This is a genomic window from Microvirga calopogonii (assembly GCF_003347665.1).
GTDB lineage: Bacteria > Pseudomonadota > Alphaproteobacteria > Rhizobiales > Beijerinckiaceae > Microvirga > Microvirga calopogonii.
Window position 1 is genome coordinate 1 of record NZ_QDGA01000100.1, and the last position, 16869, is coordinate 16869.

Sequence of the window (16869 nt, forward strand, 5' to 3'; positions counted from 1 at the left end):
CGCGAAGCCGAATTCATCCTCCTGCGGCGTGGGAACGAGCCATTCGAGCAGATAGACGCGAAAGCCTCGTTCGAGGCAGTGGCGGACCACGCTCACCGGCGGCAGAAGATCCCAGAGATAAGCCCGCTTGAAGGGAGCCGGGATGATGAGAAGCACCGGCCCTCGGCGAACATCGCCGCGATGGTAGGCTCGTACCCGCGCACCGGGACACTGGTTGATGACCCGGTGGGGCATCTCCTCTGGCCCGACGCCGACGGCATCAAGCCCAAGCCCGATCTGCCGGCGCATCTCGTCCAACCATCCGGTCACTGGAGTGTTCACAGGACCGCTCCTGTTTGCATGCCCCGATAGAAGGTAGACCAGGGGGCGGATGTCCAACACCGGCTCATGTTACCCGGCCATGACGCGCCAGAAGAGCAGCATGCACCACATTCTCTTAACACATAAGGGCTTAATCCATCAGCCTGCGAATTTCCGCTGCGGGTCACGCACTGACGATCCTCTGCCCTTTAAGGACGTCCGCTGTTCCCTCCTTACGCGGACATTCGATCTACTTCCGAGAAGTGCCAAAAAACGACGATCTTGTGGGACGCTGCATCGCCTCCCTCCTCCCAAGCCATTGAAAGAAGGATTCATCGAGATCACAGCTATCCAATTACTAATCTTAGGAGACGTGGTGACTTAGCCACTCCAGCCGAGGTGGCTTAAGAACTCTTGCGTTCTTTCGGTGGTTGGCGCCTCAAAGATCTGCTGGGGTGGACCTTGCTCCAGCAGTTGCCCACGTTCGAACACCACAACCCAATTGGCCACTCGACGTGCGAAGCTCATCTCGTGCGTGACGACGATCATCGTCATGCCTTCGTCAGCAAGATTTCGCATGACATTGAGAACTTCACCCACCGTCTCGGGGTCGAGCGCCGATGTTGGCTCATCAAAGAGCATCACGTGGGGCTCCATCGCTAACGCACGCGCGATCGCGACCCTCTGCTGCTGACCACCTGAGAGATTGGAAGGATAGTTTGCGGTCTTATCCGCAAGCCCAACCTTCGCAAGTAGCGCCATCGCTCGCTGTCGCGCCTCCCCGGCGTCCATTTTCCGGACGGTCGTCAGGCCGAGTGCGACGTTCTCCAAGGCTGTCTTGTGGGGGAATAGCTCAAAGTTCTGGAAAACCATTCCCATGCGCTGACGAACCTTACGCATGTCAGCGTCGGCTACCGGGAGCGGTCTGCCCTCGAAGCGGATTTCACCGCCATCAGTTGTCTCCAGAGCGTTCGTGCATCGCAGAAGGGTGGACTTCCCGGATCCTGACGGGCCAATCAGACAGACGACTTCGCCGGCGTTGACGTGCAGCGATACACCATCGAGTGCGGTGAAGCTTCCATAGTTCTTACGCACATTGTCGTAGACAAGCATTGCCGGCTTGTCGGCATTCTTGCGGGTAAAGGCGGTCATTCCCGCACTCCGTACTTTCTGTGAATCCAGTCAACAATCTTCGCTTGGGGATAGCCCATGAGCCAATAGATCGCAGCCATTGCGGTAAGCATCTCCAGCACCCGAAAGCTCTGGGACCGGATTTGCATTGCAGTATGAGCCAACTCGCCAACGGCGATCACTGAGACAAGAGAGGTGTCTTTGAACAGCGAAACCCACGTGCTGGCGAGAATAGGCAATACGCGGCGCCAGGCCTGCGGCAAGATGATCTGGCGGAAAACCTGGCTTCTACTCATGCCAATGGCGAGCCCGGCTTCCGTCTGTCCCTTGCGGATAGAATTGATCCCTGAACGGAAAGTCTCTGAATTATAGGCAGAGACGTTGAGGCAAAGTGCAACAAGGCCTGTGGCGAAAGGTGAGAGCCCCAGTCCCGTGAGAACCGGCATGACATAGAACGCCCAGTATATCAGGAGGAGCAGGGGTACGTTCCGAAATAGTTCGACAAATGCAGTTGCGAGCAATGCGACTGGCTTGAAGTGGGAGCCGCGCATAAGAGCGAGCACGATCCCGCCAGGCACGGCGATCAGCATCGTCAACACCGTTAGCAGGACGGTGATGAGCGCACCTTCCAGCAGAAGCCAACGGCTTTGCCAAACAATGGACCAATCGAGATTCATGACCGACCTAGATGTGCGACGCGGATGTAAAGCCGGTCAACCAGCCTTGTAATGGGGAAGATCAAGAGGAAGTAGATCACCATCACTGCCGTAAAGATCTCTATCGGGCGATAGGTCTGTCCTGCGAGGGTCTCAGCCTGTCGCATAAGCTCCGGGACAGCAATGACTGCCGCGATAGCTGTATCCTTGATTGTTACTGATATGATCGAGCCTAACGCAGGCAGCATGCGCACAATTGCTTGCGGCAGCAGGATATGCCGCAGGATTTGTGAGCTGGACATTCCAATAGCCAGGCCGGCCTGGGATTGGCCCTTGCGGATCGACGTCAGGCCAGCACGGACGACCTCCGCGACGTAAGCGGCGACGTGGATCGTGATGCCGGTGAGGGCAGCCCAGAATGGTGCGAACGTATGACCCGAGATGATCGGAACCGCAAAATAGATCCAGACCAGTACGACGAACACCGGAATGGCGCGCATCGAGTCGATATAAAACACGAGTATCGCACTGAGCCAGGTCGGGCCATAAAGGCGTCCGAGACCAACTGCCAGTCCAAGGACCAAGCTTGAGATAACAGCCGCGATCGATAGTAGGATGGTTAGTCCCAAGCCAGAGGCCAGAAATCGCCAACTATCGAGCAGAGGCGAGAAGTCAAGTTCCATGACAGGTCACTAATGCGAGTTTGCGTCAGTCGCGAAAAGCCGGCCGGCCGTAACAGACGGCCGGCCGCGGCCTCACATCTTGTCGATCATTTGTGATTCTTCAGTCGTAAGCTGCTTCTGCATTCTATCGCGAACCGCATTCAACCAAGCAAGAAATTCGGGCTGGTTCTTGTCGATGGCGGAACCAATGTTGGTTCCCATCTCCTTGCTATCCTGACAGTTATTGCCTTCGGGCAACGCCTTTAGCCCCTTAACTTTTTTATTGAGTGCAACCCACGGGATCCGGTTGATCGGCGTGATGTCAGCACGTCGTGCCATGATTTCCTCGACAGGTGCCGCAGTGCCAGCGGTTGAGACGCCACGCAGGGTGGCATTTGGGAAACGCGACTTCACCCAATGTTCCTCACCACCGCCAGTGTAATAGGCTACGACCACGCCCTCTTTGTTGAAGTCGTCAATGCTTTTGGCATTGGCAACCTTAGGGTTATCGGCACGACCGAAGACACACAGACTGGTCGATGCATATGTGACGAAATCGATAACCTTGAGCCGCTCCGGCGTGACCGAAAGTGGAGACACCGTCATATCGACCTGGTTGGAGGCGAGAACGGGCACCTTGGTCTCATGCGACACGGCCACGGGCTGAAGCTTCACGCCAAGCAGTCGGGCGTACTCCTTAGCGAGTGTCCAACCTGGACCGGACCATTGCTCCCCGCTTCCGCTGGTATTTTCAACCAGCCATGGTGCGTTTGCGAGCACACCAATGCGAAAGACGCCGGATTTCTGGATCGCCTGCACGCGAGGGCTGTTCGTCGGGACAGGTTCGTCCGCGCTAGCACTCCCTGCAAACCCGAGTATGCAGAAAGACACGGCGACAGCGCGCATGGCGCTACTCAGAAACGTCATTGAAGATTCCTCCCGGTTGTAGAGCGCAGCTTTGTTTTGCCACTCCGATGCATGAAGGCCGAGCTCATTGAAGAACGGTCGACAGGCATATATGTATACTTGCATACAAGATTGTTTACGTGTCAAGATTCCACAATCTATATCGGTCGTAGCGAGCCAAAAGGCGCAACTCGACCACATTCGCTTTCTTAACCTGCCATACGTGACGCCGAAGGAACTCTTGGGCTCTGACGATCGCATCAGGCCGGGAGCGGGCTATCCAGACAGAAAGGTATTCGCTTCGTACGCTCTCTTAGGCTCGCTCCGGAACGTTTCCAGTGAGCGATGTGGGAGTGACGATTACTTCATTAACGCACACATGCGGCGGCAGCGTCGCGACGTACAAAACGAGTCCAGCAATGTCCTCCGGGCGAAGCATGCGAGCTCGAGCTTCATCACTCATGCGGACCGGGCGCTTGTCCATTAACGGTGTCAGCGTATCGCCAGGTGAGAGGACGCAGGAGCGAATGCCGTGTACGCCGTGCTCGATGTTGATGGCGTGGCTCATCGCGACCACACCGCTCTTGGCAGCCGTATAGACCGGGCCGGGGCCGGCGCTGAGAAAATGCGCCGCGAGCGAAGCAATGTGGATAAGCACCCCTCCACCTTGCGCCTGCATCACGGGCAGAACGGCCCGCGAGAGCTGCAGCGCGCCGCGCAAATTTGCGTCAAGCAGGAGGTCGACCGAGTCCGGGGTAAGCTTGGACCAGGACCTATCAGGAATGTTAGTGCCAGCATTGCTGACCAGGATGTCAAGCGAGCGCCCAGCCAGCAGCGCCAGCGCTCTGTCTATAGCGGTGACGTCGGCCACGTCGCCGGGTGCGACAATGGCCTCGCCGCCTTCGCTCGTGATGCGCTCGGCCAACTGCTCCAGCGGCTCCGAGCGGCGCCCGGTCAATGCGACTGTGGCGCCTGCGCGGCTCAGTGTAAGCGCGACCGCTTCACCGATCCCGCTCGCCGCACCGGTCACCCAGGCTGTCTTACCGGCAAGAACCTTCTCCGTCGCGCTCATAGCGGCCAACCATGCTCGTCGGCCAGCGCGGTGATGACGCCGCGCAGCTCGGCGAGGCCTCGCATGCGGCCAATCGCCGGATAACCAGGGAACGTCGGCTTGCCAATATCGTCGAGCAACTCGTGGCCGTGGTCGGAGCGGAAAGGAATGCGCCAGTCGGCCTGCCCCGCAGCCTTGCGTCGCGCCTGCTCGCGCAGCAGAACGCGAGCCACCGCAACCATGTTAGTGTCGCCCCCAAGATGGTCGGCCTCCATGAAGGATCCGTCAGGGTCGTTGGCGACGTTGCGCAAATGGGCGAAGTAGATCCGATCGGCGAAGCGCTCAGCGATCGCGGCCGGATCATTCTTCGGATTTGCACCCAGCGAGCCGGTGCAGAAGGTCAGACCGTTAGCCGGGCTGTCGACCGCGGTGAAGATCGCCTCGAAATCTTCCATCGACCCGGCGATGCGCGGCAGGCCGAGCAGCGGGCGCGGCGGGTCGTCCGGATGGATCGCCATACGGATGCCGACCTTCTCGGCGGTCGGGATGATCGCTTCAAGAAAACGGATGAGATTGTCGCGGAGCTGCTCTCGGCCGACGCCGTGATACCGCTTCAGCATGCCGCGCAAGCCCTCGATGTCGTATCGGTCGAAGGCTCCCGGTAATCCGGCCATGATTGTCGAGAGCAGGCGGTCGCGGTCAGCTTGCGTCGAAGCGTCGTACCAGGCTTTAGCTCGGGTAAGGACCTCTTCGGAGAAGTCGGCTTCAGCGCCCTCTCGGCGCAGCATAAAGCAGTCGAAGGCGGCGAACTCATGCGCGTTGAAGCGCAGGGCCATGGCACCGCTCGGCAGCCTGTGTCGCAACACGGTCCGAGCCCAGTCGAGCACCGGCATGAAGTTGTAGCAGATGATATGCACGCCGGCCTCGGCGAGGTTGATCATCGATTGGCGGAAATTCTCGTAAAGCGGCTCGACATCGCCTTCCGCCAGCTTAATCCGCTCATGGATCCAGAGGCTCTCGACGACACTCCAGCGCAGCCCGAGCTCCGGGTTCGCCGCTATGGCGTCCATGCGGGCGCGGATCTGCTCACGGGTCCAGATTTCGCCTGCGGGAACATCATGCAGCGCTGTGACAAGTCCGGTCGCGCCGGTTTGTCGGATGTGATCAAGGGGAATGATGTCGTTGGGTCCCCACCACCGCCAGGTCTGTTCCATGGTGTCGTACTTTCTCCGTTAGGCGCGTTCAAAATGGTTTTAGCGGCATACCGCGGGGAGGACGAGGTGAATCCTCGAAGAACTCGGCGTGGTCGACAGCAATCTTTTCCAGCGCCAGAGAAGCGCTGTGCAGGTGGGTTTCCATCAGAGCCACGGCTCCGTCAGCATCGTGTGTCAGCACGCACTTCACCAGCTGCTCGTGCTGATGGAAAATCATCTCGAGCCATTCTTGGCTTTCCAATGAGAGATAGCGTAGCCGATCAAGCTGCGTTTTGATCAAAGCAATGAAGTCCCAGACATGCGGATGCCCGGCGATCTCCATAAGAGCTCGGTGTAAGGCTTCGTCAGAACTGAAGAAGCCGTAATGGTCGCGCCGGGCAATAATCTTGGCCTGCTCCTTCAGCAGCCCGTTGAGAACTCGCTCCTTCTCGTCTCCCGACGCCAGCGCCGCGCTGCGAACAGCGCGGCATTCCAGCGTCTGCCTCACAAACTGAGCGTCGCGGACGGCAGAGAGCTGAATCGGGGCGACGAAGCTACCGACCTGGGGAACGATGGAGAGCAGCCCCTCCACAGAGAGGCGGTGGAACGCCTGGCGAATCGGAGTCCGGCTCAGACCGTAATGGACCGCCATCTTGGTCTCGGACAGCGCCTCGCCTGGCCGGAGCTGGCCCGTCAGGATGCGCCCGCTCAGGTCATCATAGACCTGAGCAACGCTCCAGCGAATCCCGGTTTTCGGAACGACGACCATCGGCGATCAATGCGCGGCGTTGCTGATAGTGCTGAGAAAGCGCCTGGCGCGCTCGCTCCGCGGGGCGGTAAGCATCTCACGCGGATTGCCCTCCTCGACGATCTTACCGCCGTCGAGGAAGACCATGCGCGTGCCGACATCGGCCGCGAAGCGGATCTCGTGTGTCACGACCAACATGGTCCGACCTTCCACAGCGAGGTCGCGCATCACGGCCAGCACTTCGCCGACCGTCTCGGGATCAAGCGCCGAGGTCGGCTCGTCGAAGAGCAGGATATGTGGGTTGGTGGCAAGCGCCCGAGCGATCGCAACGCGCTGCTGCTCGCCGCCTGACATCTGCGCCGGATAGGCGTTGATGCGATGCGACAGACGGACCTTTTCAAACAGCCCGCGAGCTCGCTCCTCAACAGCCTTGCGCCCCTCGCCGTGGACGACGACCGGCGCCAGCATAACGTTCTCCAGCGCCGTCAGATGCGGGTAGAGGTTGAAGTGCTGGAAGATCATGCCAATGCGGCGGCGCACGTCGATAATGCTGCGCTGCTTTGCCTGCACCGGCTTGTTCTCAAAGAGGATGCTGCCGCCCTCGATAGTCTCAAGGCCGTTGACGCATCGCAGCAGGGTCGATTTGCCAGTGCCGGAGGGACCGATGAAGCAGACGATCTCGCCAGCCTGCACGGAGGTCGAGACGCCGTCAAGGATGGTTCTGTCCCCGAAGCGCTTCACCACATTGTCGAACTTGAGAACGGTATCGGTCATTGTCCTGCTCCGGCCGTCATGAGGCGGGTATTGACGTGAAAGCGCCGTTCGAGCGCTCCCCCGCCGAGCGAGATGCCGTAATTGATTAGGAAGTAGATGAGGGCGAGGAGGAGCAGCGGCACAAAGCTGCTACCCATCGTTTCGCGAATGAGAAGTCCGGTCTTGGTCAGCTCGACATAGCCAATGATTGATGCGAGTGAGGATTCCTTCAGCGTCGCAATGTAGACGCCGACCGAGGGCGGCAGGATAACGCGCAGCGCCTGCGGTACGATGACGTGGCGCATCATCTGCCAATAGGTCATGCCGGCAGCGCGCGCCGCCTCCCATTGGCCCTTGCCGACGCTTTCGAGACCGGCGCGGATCACTTCCGACATGGTCGCGCTGGCGTGCAGCGCGAGCGCGATGGTCGTCGCCGTAAACGGCGAGAGATCGAGCCCAAAGATCAGTGGTACGCCGAAAAAGACGAAGAACAGCACGATCAGGATTGGGATCGAGCGGAAGAACTCCGTGAACAGCAGCGCAAGCAGCCGCAATGGCAGTAAGGTCGACATGCGGGCGAGCGCCACCAACGCCCCGCCTACAGCACCGATCAGCAGTGCGAGCCAGGAGAGCCAGATCGTGACCAGCGCCGCCTTCAGCAGGAGCGGCATGTAGGAAAACAATTGCGCGGTCATCGATAGGCCTCTGGCTGGCGGAACAGCCAGCGCCCGATGGCGATGCGTCCGAGGTTCACGATCTGGCAGAGCACCAAATAGACCACCGCTGCAATAACGAAGGTCTCGAAGAAGCGGAAGGACGAGGATCCGACCGTCTGCATCCAGGACGCCACTTCCTCGACTGCGACGGCTGAAGCCAGCGAGGAGGCAAGGATGACGGCAATAAACTGGTTGCCGAGCGGGGCGTAGATGGTACGAAATACCTGCGGCAGCACGATGTAACGATAGAGCGCGATCCGCGTGAAGCCTTGTGAGGCGCCGGCCTCGAACTGGCCGTGCGGCACGGCGACGAGGCCGGCGCGAATGATCTCGGCCATGTAGCCGGCGCTGTTCAGCGTCAGGCCAATCAGCGCGGAATTGAAGGGCGACATGCGCAGTCCAAGCTGCGGGAGAGCGAAAAAGACGATGTAGAGGATGACCAGGAGCGGCGTGTTGCGCATCACCTCGACATAAAGGCCGGCGATGAACCGCAAAATCCGCGAATTCGAGCGGCGCATCAGGGCGACAACGGAGCCGATGGCTACACTCAGCACGATCGCCAGCAGCGACAGTAGCAGCGTTGCCTTTGCGGCCGCGGCAAGTTCGCCGAGATAGGGGTAGATACTGGGAAAAGAGAAATAATAGGGCACCGATCAGGCCTTCCTGTCCGATATCGGCTTAAACGGCGCCGATGCATTCCGCGGCGGGAAGAGCGACGCCCGATTGGGCGTCGCCGTGTTCGCTATCTCAGTACTTCGCCTGGATCGGCGGCTGCTCGAAGCCGAACCACTTCACGAACAGCTTCTTATTGTCGCCAGACGAGTTGAACTGGTCGACGAAGAGGTTAAGAACGCGCAGCCAGTCGGCGTCGCCAGCAGGCAGGCCGATGGCAATCTCGGCACGGGCGAGGTCTCCCTCGGCCTCGCGCAGCTTGCCCGGATTCTCCTTGATCGCGTTGCCGTTATAGAAATTGTCCTCGGCCATCGCATCGGCCTGGCCGGTCAGCACGGCGTTGAGCTCGTCGGCCTGGGTGTTGAAGCGAATGATCTGGACCTTCGGCATGTTGAGCGGCACAGCGCGCTCGGCAGTGCCACCGCGTGAGATCGCGACGCGGATTCCGGCTTCGTTGGCCTCGGCGACTGTCTTGTAGGGGCTGTCTGCCGGCAGAAGCAGGCGCATCGTGGTGACAAGATAGGGATTGGTGAAGGCGATCGAGGTCGAGCGCTCCACATTGCGGGTGAAGTCCGCGATGGTGACGTCCGCCTTGCGGGTCTGCAACGCGGTGACGCGGGCCGGGATGTCGGAGATGATAAATTCCGGCTTGACCTTCAGCGCCTCGGCGAGCCGTTTGGCGATGTCGATGTCGTAGCCCTCGGGCTCGCCATTCGGCAGCACGCGGCTGTAGGGCGGCAGACTGCCAAGGACGGCGATGCGGATCGTGCCGCGCTGGAGAATGGTTTGGAGAATGCCGGGGGCATTCTGCGCCTGTGCTGAAGCTAGCGTGGCCATGCTGAGCAGACCTACCGCTGCGATGCCGCAGAGTGACTTTATGATTCCGCGCTTAGACAACATGTTTCTCTCCCTTTTTGGTAGCAGTGCCCCGGTCAGCCGGGCGTTATTCGTCGAACGCGAGTTGGACCTTGAGCAGACGATCAGGGTGCTTCTCGACGAAATCGAAGGCGGCGTTCGCTTCACGCGCGTCAAAGGTCTGGGTGATCATGGCGGAAGGATCGAGGCGACCGCTTTCAAGCCAACGCACGACCTCGGGGATGAGCCGCCGGTTCAGGCGCGAGCCGAACAGTGATAGTTCCTTGCGGACGATCTCCTGCTGACTGATGTTGCAGGGAGCCGACGAAAACCCAAGCAGGCCGATACGGCCGGCGGGACTCGCGATACGGCAAGCTTCCTCCAGCAGCGCAGGGATTCCGGCACCGTCGATGACCACGGAGGGGCCGAGCCCATCCATTTCGGTCTTCACCGCCTCCGCCACGGGGGTCGATGGCGAATGGATCGTCAGGTCGGCGCCAAACTCTCTGGCGCGCTCCAGCCGCGCCTCGTCGATGTCGACGACTATGCAACGTGCGCCTTTGAGCTTGGCAACCTGCAGCACGGTGATGCCGACCGTTCCAGCGCCATAGACCAGAACAGTGTCCTGTTCGTCGCAGCCTGTGGCGGTGAGCACGTTCGCGGCGACCGAGAGTGGCTCGGATAGTGCCGCGACGCCGAGCGAAAGGCTGGGCGAGACTTTGACCGCATTCTTTTCTGGAAGAATGGCATAGCTGCTGAAGCCGCCATCTCGGTGGACGCCGATGACTTCGAGATAGGCACAGACATTCGGCCGGCCGCGGCGGCAGGGATAGCAATGCCCGCAGGCGACAACCGGATCGGCAACAACATGATCACCGACTGAGAGCGAGGTGACACCTTCGCCAATCGCGACGATTTCGCCAGCGAATTCGTGGCCGATGATGCGAGGATAGCGGGCGAAGGGATTAGAGCCGTGGAGTATGTGCATGTCGGAGCCGCAAATACCGGCCCGGCGAACACGCAGCTTCACCTCGCCCGGCAATGGTTCCGGCCGCTCGCCTGAAATCAGGCTAAGCGCATTTGGCCCCGCAACGCTGACGGCAATCGACTCCATGTCGTCCCTGATTCTTGTTGAAGTATACTTGTATTCAAGTGCACTAGCATTCCAGATGTGGTCGCGCAAGCCCTGCTCCTCGGTATGGAGGGCAGCGGGGGATCATCTCGCCTGCACAAGCCGAAAGCGCGGAAGACCGGGGAAACTGTCCCGGCGAGAACCAGCGACGCCTACCCGACGCGCTGGCAGAAGCGCTCAGCCATTTTTCTCGTTCAGGAAGATCGGCTTTGCGCTAGATCCTTCGGTCTGCCCGGGCCCAGCTATTTCGGATCAGCCAAAGGCCGCTCGCCCATGTCGATAGACGTCGCGGTTCCGCTATGTGGCGCGCAGCGCCGATGCGCCTTAAGCCAGGGGTCGGCACATAACTTTCTCACTTCTTCGGCCAGAGGGTGAGCGGCCAATCGAGCTGATAGCAACGCCTAGGCCACTCACCTCCGCCCGCACCCGCTTGGGATGAGGGTTCCTCGGATTGGTTCCGACCATCTGAATGCTGGGATCGCGCCAGTGCCGTCGTCGAGACCAGCGGGCACACGCCGCGTTCGTCGCGCTAGCGTGACTTTATATCGGGATTGTTGTTGAGCTCACGCTAGACAAGGGTCCGGTGCCCGATCATTTTGCAGACCTGCTCGGCAGAGGGTAAATACTCCCCTAAACGTCGCCTATGGGTCGAGGCTGTGTCAAAACGCGAGCAGGTCGCTCAGTGGAGCAATTTGATTTCGTGCAGGCGCTGACAGACCGCGGAATTCTCGGTACAGGAGCATAAATTCGTACGAATCTTTCGGCACGGCCGAGCCTGTTTGAGTTTTGACACACTCTCGGTCATCCTCTTCCGATTCCCTGACCTCCAGGAACGTCCGGTGCTCCTCGCGAGAGCAAACTTTGGGTCTACTTCCGAGAGGTGCCAGGACCTGACCTTTCTCGCGCTTGGGGGCGGTGTCACCGAGTCCTGCGGTACCCAAGAGACCACAAGCCTGTCGGTCAGACCGACCTCAGAGGATCCTGCGCTTGATCCCGTCCTGTGGCCATTGATCCACTGGACACCTTCGGAACATAAGATTTGTGGGTGCTAAACATTTATTCGTTCATCTCTCAGGCGACCTCGTCATACCGACGTTGAGCCGCGACGACCTCGCCGATGTGGATCTCAGCCCACTGGCGCAATGCATCGAAGGTGTCGGTCAAGGTTCGGCCGAGCGGTGTCAGCGCATACTCGACCGTGACCGGTACGGTCGGGTAGGCTGTCCGTTGCACCAGCCCGTCCCGCTCCAGGTTCTTCAGCGTCTGGGAGAGCATCTTCTGGGAGATACCCTCGATCTCGCGCCGGAGCTGATTGAAGCGCACGGGCCCATCCTTCAGCAACCCCAGGATGAGCACCGCCCACTTGTCTGCAACGCGGTCGAGAACCACGCGGGTGGCACATTTTGCCCGATAGGGATTTGGCGTCGTCATCATCCGTCATCCATCATGGTGGTCACCCGCAGGTGACCAGATCACCAGAGAGTGCCTTCTTTACACCTGCACATCACGATGACACCTAGTGCCTGATGGTTACTGAAGCAAGGAAACATGGCATGAAGATCGCTGTCATCGGTGCGGCGGGCAATGCCGCCCAGCGTGTGGTGCGCGAGGCGGTTTCCCGCGGCCACGAGATCACTGCAATTGGTCCGACCCTGGACAAGCTCCAGGCGCTCGGCGCCGCGAAGGCAACGCTCGGAGATATCACCCAGCCTGATGATCTGGCGGCCAAGCTTGCCGGGCACGATGTGGTGATCAGCGCCGTGCGCTTCGTCCGCTACGATCCCGAGACGCTGGTGACGGCGGTCAAGCGTTCGGGCACGCCGCGCCTCGTCGTGATCGGCGGAGCCGGCAGCCTGCGCTCTCCGGCACGTTCGCCCGTGTCGGAAAGCTCGAACTTCCCCGAGGCTGCCAAGCCGGAAGCTGCTGCCGGTGCCAAAATGCTCGAACGCCTGCGGGCTGAACCCAGCCTCGACTGGACCTTCCTGTCGCCGTCAGCCGCCTTCACGGCGGGCGAGCGCACGGGCCAGTTCCGCCTCGGCACGGACGACCTGCTGATCTCGGCCGAGGGCAAGAGCCACATCTCCTTCGAGGATTATGCCATCGCGCTTCTCGACGAGGTCGAGACCCCGAAGCATTCGCGTCAGCGTTTCACCGTCGGGTACTGAGCATATGGCAAGCTACGTCTTCTCACCCTTCACCTTGCGTGGCATGACGCTGCGCAACCGGATCGTCATGTCCCCGATGCTGATGTACCGGGGGCAGGAGGACGGGATGCTGAACGAGCATCTCTATGTCCATTACGGCGCCCGGGCCCTTGGCGGCGCCGCGATGATCGCCACCGAAGTCCTGGCCGTCGAGCCGCGCGGGCGGATCAGCGCGAAGGACCTCGGCATCTGGAACGACGAGCAAGCCAACGGGCTCAAACGCCTGGTCGAGTTCGTGCAGTCCTGCGGCGCGAAGATGTGCGCTCAGCTTGCCCATGCGGGGCGCAAGTCGCACATCACCGCAACCGCAATCGCGCCCTCGGCCATCGCCTATGACGACACCCTCGGCACCCCTACCGAAGCCACGGCAACGGATATTCAGGGCGTCATTGACAATTGCCGGACGGCTGCGATCCGCGCCCATAAGGCTGGGTTTGACGCGCTCGAAATCCATGCCGTCAATGGCTACCTGCTGCATGAGTTCCTGGCCCCGGTGTCGAATGCTCGAACCGATCACTACGGCGGCTCGGCCGAGAACCGCATGCGGCTGCCGCTCGAGGTGATCGAGGCCGTCCGCTCGGTCTGGCCTGAGGAGAAGCCGCTGCTTTATCGCATCTGCGCGACGGATTTCGGCACTGATGGCGTGACGCAGGACGAAGCCGATGTTCTGGCTCAGGAACTGGGCAGACACGGGGTCGATCTGATCGACGTGCAGACCGGCAACATCCTGCCCGGCTATGCCGGCCCCGTCTACCCCGGCTACCAGACCCCCTATGCCGACCGGATCCGCAAGGTCACGGGCCTGCCGACTGCGACGACGGGCTCGATCGCCTCGATCGACTTGGCAGAGGAGATTATCGGCAGCGGGCGCTCGGATCTGATCTTCATGGGGCGCACACTGCTGCGCGATCCATTCTGGCCGATTCGGGCCGCCAGGGAAGCCGGTGTCGAGTTGGAGCTTCCGATCCCGACCTATGCCCGCGCCACCGGTCCGTTCGAACGCGGATTCTGACACCATTGTAAGGCCGTGCCGGAACTCATCGGCACGGCATTTGTTTTGCGCGGACGTTCTCGGTCGTGCGGCTGGCTCGGAACCCGGAGCAGCATGCTGCACTGGCCGGCGCCATGTCGGGTCGCGGATCGATAAGCTTTCATTCAAGACAAGCTGAGAGCAGTCAAAACGCCCGCATTCGAACACGTCGTCCGCCGTGGCGGTAGAGTGGCGATAGGTTGCATGCGTTCGGAGCGAGAGGTTGGGGCCTCTTACGTTTGAGGTGTCCCTCGATCCGACAAAGGATCACTGCTCGACTGGATGGTCCTTCAGGATCAGCTCGTCCACTTGGAACGCGCCAACGACATCCACATCAGATCTTTCGTTCAAGACGCGCGGCGTGAACGTATCATCCGCTCCCCTCGGCAGCCAGATCTCCAGCACGGCATCGACGACTTGGCCGCCAGCAGAGACGTTCGGGTCCACGGAAAACCGCCTGTCGATGATCGGATTGATGCGGAGCGCGACGTTGTCGAAGCTTGCGCCGAGAATCGTGAGGAGCGTGTCCCCAATGGTCCGCATTGCGGCTTCCGGACCCGCCAAAAGGTAAAGGTACTTCACCGGCAGTCGGTCGACATCACCGTGCCGTCGCGTTTCGCCTTCCTGCTGAACGAGGATCGTTACGTTGGCGAGAAACCCACGAATGTCCTCGATGCATGCACGCTGTTCGGCGGACTCCATTGCGACGCGCATCGACTCGACGTCGTCAAACCAGAGTTGGAAATCCCGTCGACGCGGTGCAGCCCGTCACCCTGTGGGGCCGGCAGCCGTGTGAGAATATGGTTCCGTCGATAGGCGCGCATTGCCTCGACGCGGAGCGCCAGTGGACCGTGCACGTGCCGCCAGTGTTCGGAGAATGCCGCGAAATCGACGCCGTCGCGATTGCGGATAAGTCCGCTGCGAATGATCATAGGCCGCTCTCCTCGAGACTGGTCCAAGAAATTGCGCACTGCCGCCCTGTAACTAAACGAGCACCTCGGCGGACGGTGCCTTGGTCTCCGAGGCATCATCAAAACCGAACATGGACGGTGCCTCTGCAGTCCTGATTGTGAGGAGGCAATTTGTTATCAGTATAGTTGCTGAATTTGTAACCATCAACGCGCGAGCTACAGCGAAAGTGAAAGCTGCGTGCGTCTCGACCGTGTTGCGCGCGAAGGATTTTATCCTGATTCAAAAGCAGTCAAAGTCAGCTTCGGGTCAACCCTAGCCGTTGAGCGAGGTTCTGCGAAGGTCCCGATACCGCTCATTTGCGGAAATACGGCCAAGGTCGGCGCGGTGCCATTAACTGCCGTTCCTGTTGACTGTTTGGAGTCGTCCGTGAAGAATTGTCTGGTGGCGTGACTCACGCCCGTCGAGGCGATGGACCGGATCCAACCAGCACCAGGACAAGGACACACAAAAGTGCTGCCAGCCACCGCAGCAGGAGTGAGAAGTTGTACCCGACCGCCGCCAGCACGGCATTGATGCGGTCGCCCTCACGGCCCTTCAGATAATTGCGGCCCATCCTGTGCTCGGCTTTCAGATGCCCAATCACCGGCTCGATCGCGGCCCGCCGCTTCATTTCGCGCTTGAGAGCGGCCGTGGTCCGGCGCACCTGGCCTGAGATCCAGACCTGAAAGCGGTTCGGGTGATTGTGTCCGCGATAGCCCTTGTCGACATGGGTGCGTTTGACCTCAACCCCGGTCATCGTCGCCACATCGGCCACCGCAGCCGCGAGCGTGTGACCGTCATACGGATTGCCGTGCAAGGCCCGGGCATGCAGCACGAACTGACCGCCCTTGGGCTGTGTGACCGGAGTGGCGATGCTGACCTTGCAGCCGAACTCATACGGTGTGCGGGCTTTGCCCTTGCCGATGCACTCCACCTCCGGCGCATGCAGCGCGTAGACCTTGGGCCCGCGCTGGCGCTGGGTCTGCTGCCGAACCCTGACCGCCAGGGCCAGCAGCGGGCCGAAGCGCTCCTCCAGAGCCGCATGGCCGTGGATCTTGCGGCGCACGTCCCGGATCACCCGCCCGAGCCGGGCACGCAGGAACCGCAGCTCGCGGTTCGCCCGCTTGAACTGATGCGCATGCTGATAGCGGCCGATCCGGATCAGGGCGTGTTTGGCCACTCTTCGATAACTCTGACGCAGTCGGACGCCACACCTCCTGGCGAGGTCCACGAGTTTGATCAGCGCCCGGTGCATCAGGCGGGCATCGGTGGGATAAGCCACCGCCTTGGGCTGAACCGTGGTGTCGACGGCGACCCGCTCGAGATCCTTGGTCGCCAGAGCTCCAGTCTGGTACGCCACCGCGAGGCTTTCCTGCAGCAGGGCCGTGAGATGCTCCTCGCCCAATCGCTGGCGCCAGCGCGTCAAGGATGAGCGGTCATCCTTCGACAAGCTCAGGATGAGGCGGCAGATCATGGCGGAAGCTGACCTCACCGCAGAAGAACTGCACGTAGGGGCTGTCGAGGAAGCGGGCGCACAGCGCCTCGTCGGACAAGCTCTCCATGTGCTTGAGGATCATCAGCCCGGCGATCAGCCGCACCGGCAAGGGCGGCTGGCCGGGTCCGGGCTTGTAGACGCTGCCGAGCCGGCGCTCGAGGAAGGCCCAGTCGATGCGCTGGGCCAGCAGCACCAAGGGATGCTTCAGGTCAATGATGCTGTCCAGGGCGGGGCGGAACAGATCCTTCTGGCGCTCGTCTTTCGGCGTCGACATGGCGCAACTCCGGCCGGGTGGAGTGCTCCTGATTGAATCAGATCCCGGGCCGGAGCGGCAACGGAAAACGCAGGAAATCCACCGCTGTCGCCCCGCAATCCTGCAAATCCGAAGCTGGCGATACGACCAATATCCCAATC

The 16869-nt window shown here is 60.7% G+C and carries 16 protein-coding genes and 2 pseudogenes; 2 read left to right on the top strand and 16 right to left on the bottom strand.

Going from position 1 to position 16869, the window contains the following annotated elements; all coding sequences use genetic code 11:
- The 14 genes and pseudogenes from DDF70_RS30505 to DDF70_RS30570 all read right to left on the bottom strand — a co-directional run.
- A pseudogene (locus DDF70_RS30505) lies at positions 1-321 on the bottom strand (alpha/beta fold hydrolase); the annotation flags it as partial.
- Positions 322-681: 360 nt separating this feature from the next.
- Complete coding sequence (locus DDF70_RS30510) at positions 682-1413, bottom strand: amino acid ABC transporter ATP-binding protein (protein WP_114948438.1); 732 nt, start codon at positions 1411-1413, stop codon at positions 682-684.
- Positions 1414-1448: 35 nt separating this feature from the next.
- Positions 1449-2108 carry an amino acid ABC transporter permease gene (locus DDF70_RS30515; protein WP_114948425.1) on the bottom strand — a complete coding sequence of 220 codons (660 nt, stop codon included), beginning with the start codon at positions 2106-2108 and terminating at the stop codon, positions 1449-1451.
- Positions 2105-2770 (bottom strand): amino acid ABC transporter permease, encoded by a 666-nt coding sequence (locus tag DDF70_RS30520; protein ID WP_114948426.1) that lies wholly within the window; start codon positions 2768-2770, stop codon positions 2105-2107. The genes DDF70_RS30515 and DDF70_RS30520 overlap by 4 nt, the downstream gene beginning before the upstream one ends.
- Before the next feature lie 72 nt (positions 2771-2842).
- Entirely contained in the window at positions 2843-3676 is an 834-nt protein-coding gene (locus DDF70_RS30525) for a substrate-binding periplasmic protein (RefSeq protein WP_205772511.1), read from the bottom strand.
- Between the two features lie 292 nt (positions 3677-3968).
- A complete protein-coding gene (locus tag DDF70_RS30530; protein ID WP_114948427.1) occupies positions 3969-4727 on the bottom strand; it encodes an SDR family oxidoreductase in 759 nt (252 codons plus the stop codon).
- Positions 4724-5920, bottom strand: a complete 1197-nt coding sequence (uxuA, locus tag DDF70_RS30535; RefSeq protein WP_114948428.1) for a mannonate dehydratase — start codon at positions 5918-5920, stop codon at positions 4724-4726. The genes DDF70_RS30530 and uxuA overlap by 4 nt, the downstream gene beginning before the upstream one ends.
- A gap of 28 nt (positions 5921-5948) precedes the next feature.
- Entirely contained in the window at positions 5949-6668 is a 720-nt protein-coding gene (locus DDF70_RS30540) for a GntR family transcriptional regulator (protein ID WP_114948429.1), read from the bottom strand.
- 6 nt (positions 6669-6674) lie between these two features.
- On the bottom strand, positions 6675-7421 hold the full coding sequence (locus DDF70_RS30545; RefSeq protein WP_114948430.1) for an amino acid ABC transporter ATP-binding protein: 747 nt from the start codon (positions 7419-7421) through the stop codon (positions 6675-6677).
- On the bottom strand, positions 7418-8095 hold the full coding sequence (locus DDF70_RS30550; protein WP_114948431.1) for an amino acid ABC transporter permease: 678 nt from the start codon (positions 8093-8095) through the stop codon (positions 7418-7420). The genes DDF70_RS30545 and DDF70_RS30550 overlap by 4 nt, the downstream gene beginning before the upstream one ends.
- Positions 8092-8766 (bottom strand): amino acid ABC transporter permease, encoded by a 675-nt coding sequence (locus tag DDF70_RS30555; RefSeq protein WP_114948432.1) that lies wholly within the window; start codon positions 8764-8766, stop codon positions 8092-8094. Before DDF70_RS30555 ends, DDF70_RS30550 begins: the two co-directional genes overlap by 4 nt.
- 97 nt (positions 8767-8863) lie before the next feature.
- The gene (locus DDF70_RS30560) at positions 8864-9688 is read right to left on the bottom strand and encodes a transporter substrate-binding domain-containing protein (protein ID WP_114948433.1); all 825 of its coding nucleotides are present in this window, start codon (positions 9686-9688) and stop codon (positions 8864-8866) included.
- A gap of 43 nt (positions 9689-9731) precedes the next feature.
- Complete coding sequence (locus DDF70_RS30565; protein WP_245435703.1) at positions 9732-10826, bottom strand: Zn-dependent oxidoreductase; 1095 nt, start codon at positions 10824-10826, stop codon at positions 9732-9734.
- Between the two features lie 1020 nt (positions 10827-11846).
- A complete protein-coding gene (locus DDF70_RS30570) occupies positions 11847-12206 on the bottom strand; it encodes a winged helix-turn-helix transcriptional regulator (protein WP_114948440.1) in 360 nt (119 codons plus the stop codon).
- A 122-nt stretch (positions 12207-12328) separates the two neighbouring features.
- Here DDF70_RS30570 and DDF70_RS30575 point away from each other — a divergent pair, with 122 nt between their 5' ends.
- Positions 12329-12940: an NAD(P)-dependent oxidoreductase gene (locus tag DDF70_RS30575; protein WP_114948435.1), complete on the top strand. Its 612-nt coding sequence runs from the start codon at positions 12329-12331 to the stop codon at positions 12938-12940.
- Between the two features lie 4 nt (positions 12941-12944).
- Positions 12945-13991 carry an NADH:flavin oxidoreductase/NADH oxidase gene (locus DDF70_RS30580; protein ID WP_114948436.1) on the top strand — a complete coding sequence of 349 codons (1047 nt, stop codon included), beginning with the start codon at positions 12945-12947 and terminating at the stop codon, positions 13989-13991.
- Positions 13992-14276: 285 nt separating this feature from the next.
- Here DDF70_RS30580 and DDF70_RS30585 read toward each other — a convergent pair whose 3' ends face one another.
- Both DDF70_RS30585 and DDF70_RS30590 read right to left on the bottom strand, forming a co-directional pair.
- Positions 14277-14723 carry a hypothetical protein gene (locus DDF70_RS30585; protein ID WP_162820795.1) on the bottom strand — a complete coding sequence of 149 codons (447 nt, stop codon included), beginning with the start codon at positions 14721-14723 and terminating at the stop codon, positions 14277-14279.
- A gap of 649 nt (positions 14724-15372) precedes the next feature.
- Positions 15373-16729, bottom strand: a pseudogene (locus DDF70_RS30590) (IS5 family transposase).
- Between the last annotated feature and the right edge of the window lie 140 nt (positions 16730-16869).